Source organism: Pseudomonadota bacterium (assembly GCA_039033415.1).
GTDB lineage: Bacteria > Pseudomonadota > Gammaproteobacteria > Xanthomonadales > SZUA-38 > JANQOZ01.
Map to the genome: position 1 here is coordinate 1 of JBCCCR010000056.1, position 13971 is coordinate 13971.

Annotated in this window: 12 protein-coding genes; 4 read left to right on the top strand and 8 right to left on the bottom strand. The window is 63.3% G+C overall.

The features are described 5' to 3' along the window. The first annotated feature begins 936 nt into the window (after positions 1 to 936). Positions 937 to 1335, top strand: coding sequence for a hypothetical protein (locus AAF358_26330; protein ID MEM7709093.1), 399 nt, complete (start codon positions 937 to 939; stop codon positions 1333 to 1335). Positions 1336 to 1343: 8 nt separating this feature from the next. Beyond that, the gene (locus AAF358_26335; GenBank protein ID MEM7709094.1) at positions 1344 to 2267 is read left to right on the top strand and encodes a hypothetical protein; all 924 of its coding nucleotides are present in this window, start codon (positions 1344 to 1346) and stop codon (positions 2265 to 2267) included. 12 nt (positions 2268 to 2279) lie between these two features. On the opposite strand, the gene AAF358_26340 is transcribed toward AAF358_26335, so the two are convergent. The 5 genes from AAF358_26340 to AAF358_26360 are packed head-to-tail and all read right to left on the bottom strand — an operon-like array spanning position 2280 to position 5753. After that, positions 2280 to 2717: a hypothetical protein gene (locus AAF358_26340; GenBank protein ID MEM7709095.1), complete on the bottom strand. Its 438-nt coding sequence runs from the start codon at positions 2715 to 2717 to the stop codon at positions 2280 to 2282. Beyond that, positions 2714 to 3334 carry a HupE/UreJ family protein gene (locus AAF358_26345; GenBank protein MEM7709096.1) on the bottom strand — a complete coding sequence of 207 codons (621 nt, stop codon included), beginning with the start codon at positions 3332 to 3334 and terminating at the stop codon, positions 2714 to 2716. Before AAF358_26345 ends, AAF358_26340 begins: the two co-directional genes overlap by 4 nt. Beyond that, positions 3334 to 3939, bottom strand: coding sequence for a HupE/UreJ family protein (locus AAF358_26350; protein MEM7709097.1), 606 nt, complete (start codon positions 3937 to 3939; stop codon positions 3334 to 3336). Before AAF358_26350 ends, AAF358_26345 begins: the two co-directional genes overlap by 1 nt. After that, positions 3936 to 4913 (bottom strand): HupE/UreJ family protein, encoded by a 978-nt coding sequence (locus AAF358_26355; protein ID MEM7709098.1) that lies wholly within the window; start codon positions 4911 to 4913, stop codon positions 3936 to 3938. Before AAF358_26355 ends, AAF358_26350 begins: the two co-directional genes overlap by 4 nt. A 3-nt stretch (positions 4914 to 4916) precedes the next feature. Beyond that, entirely contained in the window at positions 4917 to 5753 is an 837-nt protein-coding gene (locus AAF358_26360) for a peptidylprolyl isomerase (protein MEM7709099.1), read from the bottom strand. Between the two features lie 204 nt (positions 5754 to 5957). Between AAF358_26360 and AAF358_26365 the strand changes: the two genes are divergently transcribed. After that, positions 5958 to 8042, top strand: a complete 2085-nt coding sequence (locus AAF358_26365) for a hypothetical protein (protein ID MEM7709100.1) — start codon at positions 5958 to 5960, stop codon at positions 8040 to 8042. Positions 8043 to 8140: 98 nt separating this feature from the next. Here AAF358_26365 and AAF358_26370 read toward each other — a convergent pair whose 3' ends face one another. The 3 genes from AAF358_26370 to AAF358_26380 form a co-directional block, all read right to left on the bottom strand. Beyond that, positions 8141 to 8785 (bottom strand): putative 2OG-Fe(II) oxygenase, encoded by a 645-nt coding sequence (locus AAF358_26370; GenBank protein MEM7709101.1) that lies wholly within the window; start codon positions 8783 to 8785, stop codon positions 8141 to 8143. A 2-nt stretch (positions 8786 to 8787) separates the two neighbouring features. Next, positions 8788 to 11355 carry a fused MFS/spermidine synthase gene (locus AAF358_26375; GenBank protein MEM7709102.1) on the bottom strand — a complete coding sequence of 856 codons (2568 nt, stop codon included), beginning with the start codon at positions 11353 to 11355 and terminating at the stop codon, positions 8788 to 8790. Between the two features lie 171 nt (positions 11356 to 11526). Beyond that, on the bottom strand, positions 11527 to 13572 hold the full coding sequence (locus AAF358_26380; GenBank protein MEM7709103.1) for a TonB-dependent receptor: 2046 nt from the start codon (positions 13570 to 13572) through the stop codon (positions 11527 to 11529). A gap of 139 nt (positions 13573 to 13711) precedes the next feature. Between AAF358_26380 and AAF358_26385 the strand changes: the two genes are divergently transcribed. Beyond that, the coding region (locus AAF358_26385) for a hypothetical protein (GenBank protein MEM7709104.1) at positions 13712 to 13971 on the top strand (260 nt) is incomplete at its 3' end.

Genomic DNA, 13971 nt, shown 5'->3' on the forward strand with positions numbered 1-13971 from the left:
ACCCGTTGCGGACCGGCGGATTTCACTCACGCCCAACGGCAACATTCGATATGCGCTCAAGACGCCGTATCGGGACGGCACCACCCATGTCGTTCCGGACCCCATGGGTCTCGTTGCCCCCTTGCGGCGCTAGTGGCTCGGCCGCGAGTGAATCTGACGCGCTACCACGGCCTGTTCGCAGCCGCGAGCCGGCTGCGGGCACAGATCACCCCGGCACGCCGTGGCAGGGACGGGCGCCCCGGCACCGAGCCGAACGCAGACAACAACCATGAGCCCGCCCGCCCACAGCGCTCTATGACCTGGGCCCAGTGCCTGCGGCGTGTGTTCTAGCTTGACCTCGCGACCTGCCAAGCCTGCGACGGACCGATAAGGGTGTTCGCTTCGATCTAAGACCCCGGCGTCATCACTCAGATCCTTAACCATCTCGGCGAGCGCCAGACCCATCAGAGCCGGCCGCCCGGCCTGTTTGACTGATCAGGGACGACCATCACAAAGGAAAAGACGATGCTGCGTGCGGCCGGGTCGACAATGTTCTGAATTCGGAAATCCAGCCAGCCGTGCGCCCAAGTGCACTGCGAACGCCGCAAAATGGCTGACGGCCTGGGCCAAAGCCAGCTGCGTCAGCATTCTGCAGCGCCTCGGCTGGACCTTTCGAAGCAAATAGGTACCGAAACAGGACTATTGGTCGCCCTATTCTCCGTTTGATCCGGCGTCTTCCAGCTCACAGTACCCGGATACATGAATGCCGAAGGCATCGTCCCCAGCCGCCAGCCTGCAAATCCCAGGACAATGATCAACAATCTGCACACACGTTCGACCCGGGCCCAGGTCGGGTAAAGATGTTTGCCATCATAGCCTGAATTGCGTCGCCGCCACCCCGAACCAGAACGAGGCGCGCGTCATCTCCCGGAAATGATGCTGCGCTAGGCTTCGGATATGTTCCGTAGCCCGTCCTACCGAGGGCCGCCGACGGTTCTGGTCGTCGCGTTGTGCCTGTTAGTTTCGTCCGCCAGCCGTGCCCAGGATTGTGCCGAAACGCTCCTGGTCAGCGGGTTCACGTCCAACAACGTGCACGTTTTCGACTACTGCGCGGGAGATTTCCGCGGCACGCTGGCCGACACTAGTGGCATCGGCGGGGCTCAGGCCATCGGCGCAGGTCGCCGCGTGGTGTACGTCGCCAGCGAGAAAAGTGGCCAGATTCTCCAGTTTGATCGGGCATCCCTGGCGCCGATCGGTGTCCTGGTCAACATGCGTGACCTGGGTATCTCAAGCCCCACCGCGCTGGCGCTGGGTCCGGACGGTGATCTTTATGTCGGTGGCTTTCATCGCCGGTGATCGTGCGCGTGGACCCTCAAACTGGAGCGGAGGTTCGGCGCTATAACCTGGGGGACCACATCAGCGGCGTTGAGGCAGGCGCAACGTTCAACGCTGACGGCCGGCTGCTGATTCCGGGGATTGATTCCGGCAACGTTCTGGCCTTGTCGGTGGGCAGCGGCCAGGTGGTGGAGTGGGTGGGCGCCAACCGCGTGGGCCTGGAAGGCCCTCGGGTTCTGGTACGGAACGACGCCCGGCAGCGAATCCTGGTCAGCTCCTGGGGCAGCAATCAGGTAATAGCCTTTAACTTCAATGGCACCTTCATCCGGACCCTCATTTTCCAGCGCCGCCCCAGCGGTCTGGCGCTGGACCTGGAGGGCAATATCCTGGTGGCGTCGGAAGACAGCAGCCGGGTGGTACGCTATTCGCCGGCCGGTGTTGAGCTGGGTGAAGTCACGGGCGCAAACGCGGGCGGTCTTGCCGGCGCGACATTCCTGGCGCTCGTGGGTCCGGAAGGTAGCGCGGATGATTTGAGCCAGCCGGATCAGCTGTGGCTGGTGGGTGTGGCCACGCTGAACGCCGGCGCACTGGTCGCCGATATGCTGGTGACGGACGGCGCCTCCTTCGGCGCTGATTTTGACCCCACCGCGGTGCAGCGGATTCCCTGGGGCCGGGTCAACGTGGAACTGCTGGCCTGTAACCGGGCCGTATACCGCTGGGAATCGGACAACCCGGCCTACGGTAGCGGCGAATTCGAGCTGGTGCGCGTGGCGCCGAATCGGGCCGAGGGTCACTGCGAACGGGAAGGTGTGTCGATCGACGCAGCCGGCGGCGCCTGGTTTGGTGGCCCGCAGCGGGACGGGGAGGGGTTGCTGATTGACGTGCTTAATGATGCCCAGGCGCTGATCACCATCTATTCCTACCGTCCGGCGGCGGCCACGTTCGTCCGCTGACGCCGAAAAATTCTAGCCGCCGCGGCCGGCGGCGCTCCCCGAGGCCAGTTCGCTCCGCGTAACCTCGCCGTCGCCGTTGTCATCAGCGGCATCAATGAGGTCGATCAGCCGCAAACGATATTCAGCCACGGTGAGGCGGCGGTCACCGTTGCTGTCCGCCCGGGCAAAGATGAGCTCCTGCCGGACGCGGTCTTCCGGGGTTTTTGCCAGCACATACTCGTTTGGGGTGAGCGCCATAGAGCGGTCCCGGTCGAGCGGGGTGAACAGAAATGCCAGGTGCTCATCCACCTCGGCGGCTTCGATGAAACCCTGCTGGGTGCAATCCAGTACGTCAAACATGGGGTAAAGCAGAAAAGCGGCAAGCTCCTGTTCGCTCGGACCCTGCGCCGTCGGCGTGGTGGCGCAGGCGCAGAGCAAGGCGGTCAGAAGCAGTGAAGTGGGCGCCCTCAAAGCGGCAAGCCGTCGCCGATCAGGGTGAAGCCGGCGAAAACCAGTCCGATGGCCAGCACCCAGCTGCCACAGGCCCGGGCGGCGGTTCGGCCCCAGCGGTAGCGTTCCACCAGCAGGTCACAAAGAGCCAGCGCCAGCGTGATCAGCAGGTAGGAGGCGAGCCCGACACCCAGCGCATACAGACCCTGGGCGTACCCGGCAAGGCCCAGGTTCGCGTTGGCAAATCCATGGCTGAATCCCAGCACGGCTCCCAGCGTGAGAAACGACCAGCGGGGCAGGGATGGGGCGATGGCGGCGATGAGGCCAAGAATCATCATCGACGCCAGGTTGATGACGGCCATCGGTTGCTCCACCGCGGCCAGGCCGGGTGCCGCGAGGGCTCCAGCAACCACGGCGACGGGAAATACCGCCAGCACCCATTTTGCCACGCGGGCGCCAAGCAGGCCGCCCAAAAGCGCCAGACCGAGCCAGGGCACCAGGTGCTGCATCGAGGTCAGCGGATGCAGAAAGCCGCTGTAGAGTTCCCCAAAGCGGGTTGAGACCAGGTGCGCTGAGGCGGGGAAGCACATCCCCAGCGCCAGGCCGCCGGCCACCGACCTTGCGACCAGGCGACACACTAGGCGCTGCCGAAAAGAAAAAACGCGCCCACCGCGGCCACGGCCGCTCCGCAAGCCCGAACAAACCAATCGCCGGCCGGCAATTTCAGCAGCAGGCCGAGCAGAATGCCGGCTAGGTGGAGCAGCCCGGTGGCGACGACGAAACCGACGCCGTAGGCAAGGGGATTGGCCGCCTCCGGAACCTCGGTGCCGTGAGCGTGACCGTGGAAGATGGCAAACACTCCCACGATCACACCGGCCAGCGCCACCGGCGCTTTGAGCTTCATCGCCACCAGCAGGCCCAGCAGACAGGCCGACAGCGCAATCCCGTATTCCACGCCCGGCAGCGGCATCTGCAGCAGCCCCAGCAGCGCGCCGGCGGCCATCACGGCAGGAAACACAACCGGGAGCAGCCAGATGCTGGGCGCGCCGAGCTGTGCGCCCCACAAACCCACAGCGACCATGGCCACCAGATGATCGAGACCCAGCACGGGGTGGTGCAGGCCAGCGGCCAGCCCGCCTCCCACACCGGTTTCGCTATGGGCGAGAGACAATGCGGGCCAAAGGGCCGCAAAGAGTAAAAGAGCCGCCCTCGAAGCCCGAGCCGTCTGTCCAATGCGTTTCATAATCCTGCCTGCACCATCATATTCATGCGTTCGATAAACCAGAAGCTGGCGACCGCGCCCAGGGCGTACACGCCAACGGCCTGGGCCCGTTGGGAAAAGCCAGCCTGGAGCTGCTGGTGGGCCCGCATCAGCAGCAGGACCAGCAGTACGAAAGCGAGCTGCCCCAACTCAACACCCACGTTGAAAAACAACAGCGCCAGCGGCAGGTTCTCCGGCGGCAAACCGACGTCGGTTAGAGCGCCGGCAAAACCAAAGCCATGCAGCAGCCCAAAGCCGAAGGCCACGGCCCAGGGATATCGGGCGCTCAAGCCCGGCTGGCCACGCCACAGCTTGATGATCTCCACCGCGACAAACACGATGCTCAAAGCGATGGCTGCGTTCACCGCCCGCTCCGGTACGCCGACCCACCCCAGTGTGGCAGCCGCGAGCGTGATGCTGTGGGCGATGGTGAAGGCGGTAATGGTCTTCACCAGCATCCAGGGACTGGCTACCAGCAGCATCAGGCCGAGCACGAACAGCAGGTGATCAAGACCAAGCAGAATATGTTCGAAACCCAACGGCAGATAGGAACCGGCCACTTGACGCCACGGCAGGATTCCGGAGGCGGTGAGATTGATGACCGGTTGAGCCGCCGTGAGGGTATAGCTGTGCGTTGCGCCTGAGAGGCCACGGACGCGAACCACCGCTGCGGAATAGTCCTGACCCAGCTTTTCAAAGGTGAGTGGACCGATCAGTCCGGTCTCGCCACAGTGCACGCGCGGCGGCCGGTAGTTGCAGTGGTCTGGATAGACCGGCGTCGGGGCCTCCATGTTCACCGATGAGGAATAGGTCCAGGCTTCGAGAAACGATCCGGCCTGGGTTTCCCGCAGCTGCAGGAGAGCGATGGGCGTTTCGTGAGCGCACAGCTCGGTGACGCCACAGAGCGCGAGCAGGATCCCCAGCAGCCAGCGTTGTTTTTTTTCGCGGGTAGGCATCGGTCAGAGGCCGACGAGCTCAGATTCCGGGTCCGCGTCATCCGGCTCCGTCAGGTCGACGTCCACCGAGATCTGGTACTGCTCCACGATGGCGGCCAGGGCCGCGGCAAGCTCCTGCTTCCGTGCATTGTCCTCCCAGTCCACCGCCACCTGCGAACGAACCTTCTCAAAGTCGGCCGGCTCCTGCTCATAAACCTCGGTGACGCGCATCAGATGCCAGCCCCGGTCTGTCTCCACCGGCTGCCAGCTCCCCCGGGGTGCGTTGAGCACATGGGCGGACCGGTCAGGGCCAAACAGCGAAGCGACGTTCGCGGAGGGCCGGCGTGCGTAGCGGCGGACGCGAAGTTCCGGCGGGGGCACTTCGTCGGTCTCGTTGAGACGCTGAGCCAGCTCGCTGGCGCTGGTCTCCGGCGGCACAGCAAATTGCTCCATGTCGTACAGCGCCGGGCGGTCGTAGGCGTCGCGGTTCTGCTCGAACCACGCGTGCAGCACCTCGTCGGTGGGGGGCTGGGTGATCACGTTGCTGAACAGCACGTTTTTCATCTTGAGGATGAGCCGCTGCCGGATCATCTCGTCGCCCTGGTCGAGGCCGAGCAGGAGCGCCTCGCGGTACAGCACCTCATTTTGACTCCACTGAACGATGAGATCCTGCACTTCCCGGGGGGTCGGCTGACGGCCAGTGCCCTCAAGAAAAATTTCGACCAGGTCTCGATATTGCCGGGAATCGACGTCGATTTTGCGCGGATCATCCTCGCCCCGGGAAATCCACCCGTCGACGAGAAAGATCAGCGACCCGAGAAAAAGGAAATGGGTAAGGGGCTCGCGCAGTAGCTGACGCATAGGCAATTCAAAGGCCAGGAAGGTACGACTTCAGGTCAGCCAGGCTAGGCCCAGTGCATGACGGAAAAATGACAACCGTGTTTCAGATTTTTTCACCCGGCCTTGTCACATTCCGGTAGCGGAATTGTCATGTTTGCGGCGTATGCTTGCGCAACAGAAATAGTAGGCCTTCAATCAAAACCTTATCTCAGGGAGCTGCTAATAATGCGTAACATACCTCTTCGGTCCGGGCTGTCGCTCGCGGTAGCGTCGGCCATTGCGGCGGGTATCAACGTGTCTGTCGCTCAGGCAGACGGCGATGAATCGCCGGCAAACAAACCCGCACCAGCCGAGGAATCGAAGCTGCGCGTGTTCGATCTGCCCGGCCTAAACCAAGGCCAGTATGTGTCCGGCGATTTCCACAACCACACCACCTGCTCAGACGGCTCTACGTCGGTAAAAACCCTGACGCGTGAATCTCTTAGTTACCTGGACTGGTTTATCCAAGTAGGTCATAGCGGCTCCGGCCAGCGCGACTGCACCATTGACGACTTTCTATACTTTTCTTTCGCCAGTGAGTTCAGCCCGGGATTGTGGCAAAACACCATCGGCTCTGATCTCATCAAGGGCGACCTAGTGACCGCCACCCAGAGCAACGGCGCTGAGGTGCAGCGCATGTGGCGCTGGCAGAGCCTGCAGGAATTTCAGCTGGATACTCTTGTAACGGAGCGGGAAGCCCCGGGCAACGAGTTGAAGGAGGCATTTCTCGGGCTGGAATGGGTAGTGCCCGGCCACGAGCACGGCAGCAACTCGATCGCCACCGGCCAGTACAGCGATACGCCTAACTCGGATGCCATCGCCCAATTCGAGTACTGTTTTGGCCGCAACTCGGACGACACAAGCCAGGGCGGCGGGCAGGGCTGGACCTGCGAGCTGACCACCGCTGGCAACAATACGCTGTTGTCCCTGTTTGCGGGCCGGCCAAACGAAGGTGTGGCCAACTACAACTCGACTCTGAACGGCGGCATCAACATTGATGACGGCGGCGATCACGTCAAATCGGTGGCTGCCGCAATCTGGATGGAAGAAAACTTCCCGAACGACGGCTTTGCCGTGGGCGCCCACGTCGAGCGACAGGGCGCATTCATTCCGGATGATGACGAAGGCTACAACGTGGAGCATTTCCGCGACTACCACACGGCGGCCCCCAACGTCTATTTCGGTTTCGAAAGCCAGCCTGGTCACCAGGCCGCCTTCGACCGCGGCACCTACGGCCCCCGACGGCCCACGGCAGGCCTGTATACCTACGGTGGCACCGGCTGCTACGCCGGAGGCGAAAACACCCGCCCTGGCCGCGATTTCGACGGTACGTCGATCGATCCGGCCCGATTTCTGGCAGGTGGAGACCTTGAGGCGGTCCGCGATACGGAAGATCCCGCCAAGGTGACGCTGTGTCGGCCCGGAGTCCGAACCATGTGGGACGCGATGCTCAGCGAGGGCCGCCGCTTCTGGTTCTTCGGCAGCTCTGACTGGCATAACCGCGGTAGCTTCGGGCCACTGGATTTTGAGAGCACGTTGGACTTCTGGCCCGGCGAGTACCAGGACAACTTTACCTTTGTCGTGGACCGGCCCAACCGGGATCCGGCACAGGACATCGTAGACGGGCTGCGCAGCGGCAACACCTATGTGGTGCAGGGGCAGCTGGTTACCGACGTCTCTTTTGAGGCCTGCGCTCGCGGTCAATGTGCGAGCATGGGTGAAACGCTGAGCCTTGGCGCGAGCGGCGGACAGGTGACGGTTCGGCTGGTGGTGACAGATCCGGGAGCTAAATCCAACAGCCCCTACCGATTCCCGAATCCGTCTCTGGCGCAGATCGGTATCACGCAGGCTCTGGATAACCCGCAGGTCGCCCATATGGACATCATTGCGGGCGCGGTTGGTCCGCAGCTTACGCCGGCTGATCCGGAGTACTTCAATCCGCTGGCTCCGGAAACCACCCGGATCGTCAGCAGCTGGGAAAACCCCAGCCTTTCGGTAGAGCAGACCGGCGATCAGGAGTACACCCTGACCTGGACCAGCACCTTTTCCAGCGATGGCTACGTGCGGGCCCGCGCCAGCAACATCCCGCCGGGAACGCCGAACGAGCGGGACGCGGACGGCAATCCTTTGTCTGACGCTTTGAGCGACAACATTCCCTGCAGCGACGCCGCCTGTCCTCCCCATATCAACGGCGTTTTGAATGCTGACGTGGAGGCCTGGGCTGATATCTGGTTGTACACCAACCCGATCTTTATCGACCTGCAGGACTAGCACCGGTCCGATGGCTCGGTGCGCCGCCGCGGACGCAGTGCGCTGAGTGGGAAACAACGATTAAGGGGGCTGCTACAGCCCCCTCGCCTTGCTTGCGATCAAGCGTCCGAGAAGCGGACCTGATAGCCGTGACTGTTGAGGTGGTCCGGCGTTGCGTTCAGCGCCAGCGTCATCCGCTGGTCTCCCTGATTCGGCGGTACGCCGTGAATCAGGTAGCTCGGATAGATTACCATGTCGCCCGGTTCTACCTTGGGCATCACCCAGCGGTCGGCATTGTAGGGGTTCATCTGTATATCCGGGCCTTCGTTTTTAAACACAAAAGCGGCACCCCCGGCGGGGCGCAGAAAGACGGTCCTTGACGACTCATGGTGCGGCGTCAGGAAGATCACCGCGGAAGCGAAGCTGTTCGCGTGAGAGTGCATATACTGGGAGCCGCCCTTGTGGAGCACGTTTAGCCAAGCCTCCTTAACCTGCCACTGAAGCTGCTGCCCAAACAGCAGTTCCCCAAAACGGACCAGCGACGGCGTTGCAAGCCGGGCAACCTCCGCGAAAAGCGGGTTGGACGACGGGTCCATGGTCTTCGTGTGAGAGAGCAGCTCATTGCTGCTGTTGGTGCGCTTTAGTGAATCCAGCGCCATCGCCTTGAGGTCTTCTCGCAGCTTTCCCGAAACTGGCTGGCGCACCAGCAGCAGCGGCGTGGGAAACAGCGAGATCAGCGACTCATTTTCCTGCGGTTCAATCACGATCAGTTTTCCTCGGCGAAGAGCTTAATTCGGAGCTGCCGCGCTTCCGGGCGGGGACTCGCTTGTTCCAGCGCCAGCAGCAGCGAGCGGGACGCCCGTGGATTGCCCGAGTGCAGGTCGCGGGCCATTACCAGGAGCGGCCGATAGGCCGGCATAAAGTCTTTGCTGGTCTGCACCACCCGAAGCAGCGGTGTTGCCACCTGAGCCAGCAGTACGTCAAGGTCGTTCGTGGGCGCTACCCCGACGCCTGCCGCGAGGTAGGCGTCCCGGGCCCGCCAGTAGTCGACAAGCCGCTGGCGAAAATCTTCGCTTGCCGTCGCCGCCACCCATTCGTGCGGTGTGGGTTTAAGCTGTCCGGTAAGGGCAAGAAGGCGGGCACCCGGCGGCTCGGGATCCCCGTAAACAAAATTCGGTGCGGTAAACGCCACCAGCGGATGGTCGTCCGTGTTCACCGCAACCTCATCCCCCAGGATCCGGGCGAGGGACGGCGCCGTGCCCAGGACCCCGCCAAAAAGTTCATAGTCGGAGGTGAGGCGCATCGCCATCAGTTCCTCCGCCAGCGCCCGGTCCGTGATGCGCTGCCGCAGGTAACCCTCCGGGTACGCCGGTGGTTCCAGATATCCGAGCAGACCCAGCACCGGCTGGCCGAGGCTGAAATGGGCAAGCGTGACGTGGCTGTCAGGAAATACCTCGGTAAAGGACGCGGCGATAATCGCAAGCGTTTCCAGATCCAGCTGATACACCGGCAGCCACTGGCAGAACAGCCCACCCCGGCGCAGTCGGTCCCGCACCGCAGCAAAGTGTTCCCGCGTGTAAAGGGCCGCCGCACCGTCCCGGGAGGGATGGAAGATATCCGCGATGATCACGTCAAACTGGTCTTTGGTAGCGCGAACAAAACGCCGCGCGTCGGCCGTCAGCAGGCGGTAGTTGCCAAGTTTCCGCAGGTGTTCGGCGGAAAGGCCGAAATAGTCAAGCAAATCCCACATTTCCGGCACCAGTTCTACCGCCGTCACGGACAGATCCGGGTGGGGCAGAGTCGCCTTCATGGTAGCCCCGGTGCCGATGCCAAGAAGCAGGACGTCGGCAGGCTCGGCGTGCAACAGCAAAGGCAGATGAGCCTGGCGCCGGTCAGCAAACTGGGTTGCGGTGCCGCCCATGGTGTAGTGGTTATTCAGCTTCAGGTGTCGACCGCCGGACGCGTCGGAAACCACCGCCACCGACGCCATCACGCCGTCGCGATAGGCCAGCAGCTCACCACCGTCCGGCACGGTCAGGGCTCGAAGGTTCAGCGGTGACAGGAAAAGCGCCAGCGCCGCTGCCGCTGTCGTCAGCCCGGCGGCGACCGTTTCCCGCGGCCAGCTCGGTACCAGCAGCAGGTAGCCAGCAACAATGACCAGCAGCGCGGCAAGCGAACCCAGCGCCGGCAGGATGAGCAGCCCGAAGACCAACGGCGCCAGGGCGGCGCCGAGGGTGTTGAGCGCCAGCGCCCGGCCCAGTCCGAACACCGGCTTTGCCGCAGACGCGAGGTGGGTGAACGTGGCGCCCATCAGGAGTGTGGGAGGCAGGAAGACGGCCCCGGCAATCAGCATTTCGCCAGCCACCGCGGGCGCCAACCCGGAACCGAGCCGGGACAGCAGCGCCTGATTGATCGGCGTCAGCTGGCTCAGGAGCAGACAGCCTAGGACCACGCATGCTGCCAGCCCCGGGAGCAGCCGGTTGAGGTGCCGGGGTGGGTTGTTGTGCTGCACCTTCTGATAAAGCGCCGCTCCCAGGGCGGTGCCCAGGAGGTAAACCGCCAGCACGTTGGCGAAAGTAAAGATGGTGTTTTCCAGCACCTGAGACAGGGCGCGAAGGGCGACTACTTCGTAACCGAGGCCCAGCAGGCCCGTGATAAAGAGGGCCACGATGAGCCGTGGTCGAGACCAGCGGGGATCTTCGAGGGTGGCAGTAGTTTCGACCGCCGGGCGATAAACGATGCCCAGGGCAACCAGGGCACAGATCAGATTGGCGATCGCCAGGACGGTGATCGCCCGGCTTAGGCCAACGGCCGGGAAGAGAACGAAGGTGGTTGCCAGCACGCCGAGCACGGCGCCCAGCGTGTTTGCCGCGTACAGTCCGCCGATGACCCGCCGGTTGGGATCGTCAGCGGCGAGGATTCGTTCACCCGCCGGAAGCGTTGCGCCCATGGCGGCGGTTGCCGGCAGCAGCAGCAGAAAGGTCGCCAGAAAAGCCACGGTCCACTGTCGCCCGGAGCCGGCTTCGGTGCTGATCAAAACCGGAACCAGCTCGTTCACGAGCGGTAACAGCGCCAGGAGCGCAAGGGCCCAAAGTCCAATGGCAGCTTCCAGCCCAGCATACCAGCGGGTCGGGTGATCGCTTCGGCGGATCCTACCCCCAAAGGTCCAGGCTCCCAAGGCCAGACCCGCAAAAAATGCGGCCAGCACCGCCAGGACGGCAACAATTTCGTGGCCCAGGGCGGTGGTCAGCATGCGACTCCAGACCACTTCGTAGCCCACGCCGGCGAAGCCGGACAGCGTCATGAGCACATAGAGCGCAAATTGCCGGGGCACAGTGTTCCTTCAGTCCGAGTACGAGCGACCTACGGCCGCTGGCGAGGTGGCGCCCGCCCATTCGGTAGTATGCTGGGACACGATGACAGCCAGATGACGGATTTGTGTCGCCTGCATGACCCGCGAAACGGCGGGCAGCAGCGTGTGGCAGCGGGCTCAGGTTGTCGGTTGCTACCAGCGCCAGGTGACGGTGAATCGCGTTGTGCGGGGCTCCAGCGGATGAAAGTGCCGGTCCGCCACACCGCCCACCGGTTCGCCGGGGAGTCGCGACTCGTAAAAGTAGACGATGTCCGCGTCTTCGGAGTCGAGCAGGTTAAACCCGTCCAGGCGGTACTCCATTTTGCCGCGGCGGTAGGCGATGCTCGCGTTGACCAGAGTGGAGGTGTCGGCAAACACGGAGGCGTCCTCCACCAGCGGCGCTTCGCCCAGATGCCGCAGCCGGATGTTGCCGGACCAGCCGTTGTCCCACTGTGCGTCGGCCCCCAGCGTGAACGTTTCCTCCAGCGCTCCCGGGATCCGCCGCTCGTCCGCCGGAACGTCGTCAAACCGGCTGTCTGTATAGGTGTAGCTGGTGTTCAGTGCCAGCCAGGGCTGCACGCGCCAGAAGGCCGTGGCCTCGATGCCGGTACGTTTGCTACCGGCGTTGGGTTCCGTGGCGCCCGCGTCGCCGACAAACACGAGCTCCGAATCCAGTTCGACCCAGAACGCAACGATAGAGAAATTGGCCGTTTCCCCGCGCTCATAGCGCAGCCCCAGCTCGGCGCCGCGGGAGGCAACCAGCGCCGGTACCGTGTCGGCGGGATCGCCGGTGGCGGGATCAACCCGGATGACGGTGCCGCGCACGTCATTGGAATGCATACCCCGGCCGTAGCTTGCGTAGGCTTCGACGCTGTCCGTCACGCGGTAGGCCAGCCGCAGCTTGGGCGTCACCAGCGTTTCGCTGTCGCTGCCGCTGTTTTCGGCAATGCCGGCCGACACATCCCAGTCGAAGTATTCGCCGCGCACACCGAGGCTGCCGCGCAGTTTTTCCGTCAGCCAGACGTCCGCTTCCACAAAGGCGCTCAGAGACGCTTCTTCCACCGCATCGGACCGCAGCGTGTTGAACCGCGCCCGATCCTGGGTCTGGTAGAGCCCAAGCTCGCCGATGTTGTCATAGCGGAAATCTGCGCCCCAGCGCCAGGCGGCCCTGCGACCGGCAAATCGCCACTCCGGTTGATCCCGATGGAAGTGTCCACCGTACATGCGGCGACTGTCGCGTTGCTCAAACTCGTCACCGCGGTCCGGTTCGCCCAGGAAGTAGGTGAAGTTGCTGAACAGGGTGAAGTCGTAGTCCACCGCGTAGACGCCCGCCTCCCAGGTGTCGCTCTCCCAGGAGACGGTCAGGGCAATGCGGCGGGTATCCCCGCCCAGGGAGGGGTCGAGATTGCCAACGCGGCTGATGAGCCCGGAAGCGACCGCCCGCTCGGGGATCTGGTCTGTGGAGGTCCAGCCGCTGTCGTAGAAGCTGGCGGTATAGCGGGTTTTGAGGCCGCCATTTTCCTGGGTGTAGGCCGCGTAAAGCTTCTTCTGATCGAGGTCTTCCGGCAGCTCCCAGGGGCCGTCATAGCCGGTGTAGTCGAGGGCGCCGGTGATCGTTCCTCCAGCCCAGTCGGTGCTTCCGGCAAACAGCGTGCGAACGTAGTCATTCTCGCCGTAGGTGAGCTGGACAACCGACTCGGGCAGCCGGTCATAGATGCTGAACTCGATGCTCCCCGCGGTCGAAAAGTCGCCGACCTCTGCGTCGTAAGGGCCTTTCCGATAGCGCGTGGTGGCCACGAGTTCGGAAATGATGAAGTTGAGATCGAGGTAACCCTGTCCGTGCCCGTGGGTTCGCATGTTGAGCGGAATTCCGTCCAGGTGGGCGGAAAAATCGGTGCCGTGGTCGAGGTTGAAGCCGCGCAGGAAAAACTGATTGGCTTTTCCGGTGCCCGAGTGCTGGGTAGCCACCACGCCAGGCGCCACCTCCGACAGTTCGCCCACCCGCAACAGCGGTGTAAGACGCATGTCGTCATAGCCCACCAGGCCTTCGGACGCGGACCACGCGTTACCGATCTGACTGGCGGCCCGTCCGTAGACGATGATCTCTTCCAGCTCGGAATGTCTGCTGTCGTGGGCGAAGGCCGAACCGGCGAGCAGGCTAGCGATGACGGTGGGCAAACGGTAGCGGAATGTGGTCAATGCGCTCGTCTCCTTTTTCCTCGGAACCTATGCCATCCCCGTGTCAGTTATGTGACAAATTTGCCAGCGGCATCAGCGCTCGGAAATATCGGCCAAAAGCTCGGGAACGCTTACCTTTGAGAGCGGGAGAAAACGCACCGTGACCCATCCACAGGTTTCTCCGTTGCCGGTCGCCGTTTTTCGCAAGCCCATGTTCAATACAACCTCCGGTGCCAACATTTTCTGCAAGTTCTTTTCCCGGCTTCTGCCCGAGCTGCGGCGCCCGGCCAAGCTCAGACAGGTCCTCGCCATCGTCTATCGCGTGATCGCCCGGCACTACGCCGGTGCCGCCGGGGTGGCGGTCTCCCAGGGTCACCCCGGACCCGTTGCGGACCGGCGGATTTCACTCACGCCCAACGG

Bases quoted from the DNA above. Each gene is read 5' to 3' on its own strand.
- AAF358_26350 (MEM7709097.1), bottom strand. From the start codon at position 3,939: ATGAAACGCATTGGACAGACGGCTCGGGCTTCGAGGGCGGCTCTTTTA.
- AAF358_26360 (MEM7709099.1), bottom strand. From the start codon at position 5,753: ATGCGTCAGCTACTGCGCGAGCCCCTTACCCATTTCCTTTTTCTCGGG.
- AAF358_26365 (MEM7709100.1), top strand. From the start codon at position 5,958: ATGCGTAACATACCTCTTCGGTCCGGGCTGTCGCTCGCGGTAGCGTCG.
- AAF358_26330 (MEM7709093.1), top strand. From the start codon at position 937: ATGTTCCGTAGCCCGTCCTACCGAGGGCCGCCGACGGTTCTGGTCGTC.
- AAF358_26355 (MEM7709098.1), bottom strand. From the start codon at position 4,913: ATGCCTACCCGCGAAAAAAAACAACGCTGGCTGCTGGGGATCCTGCTC.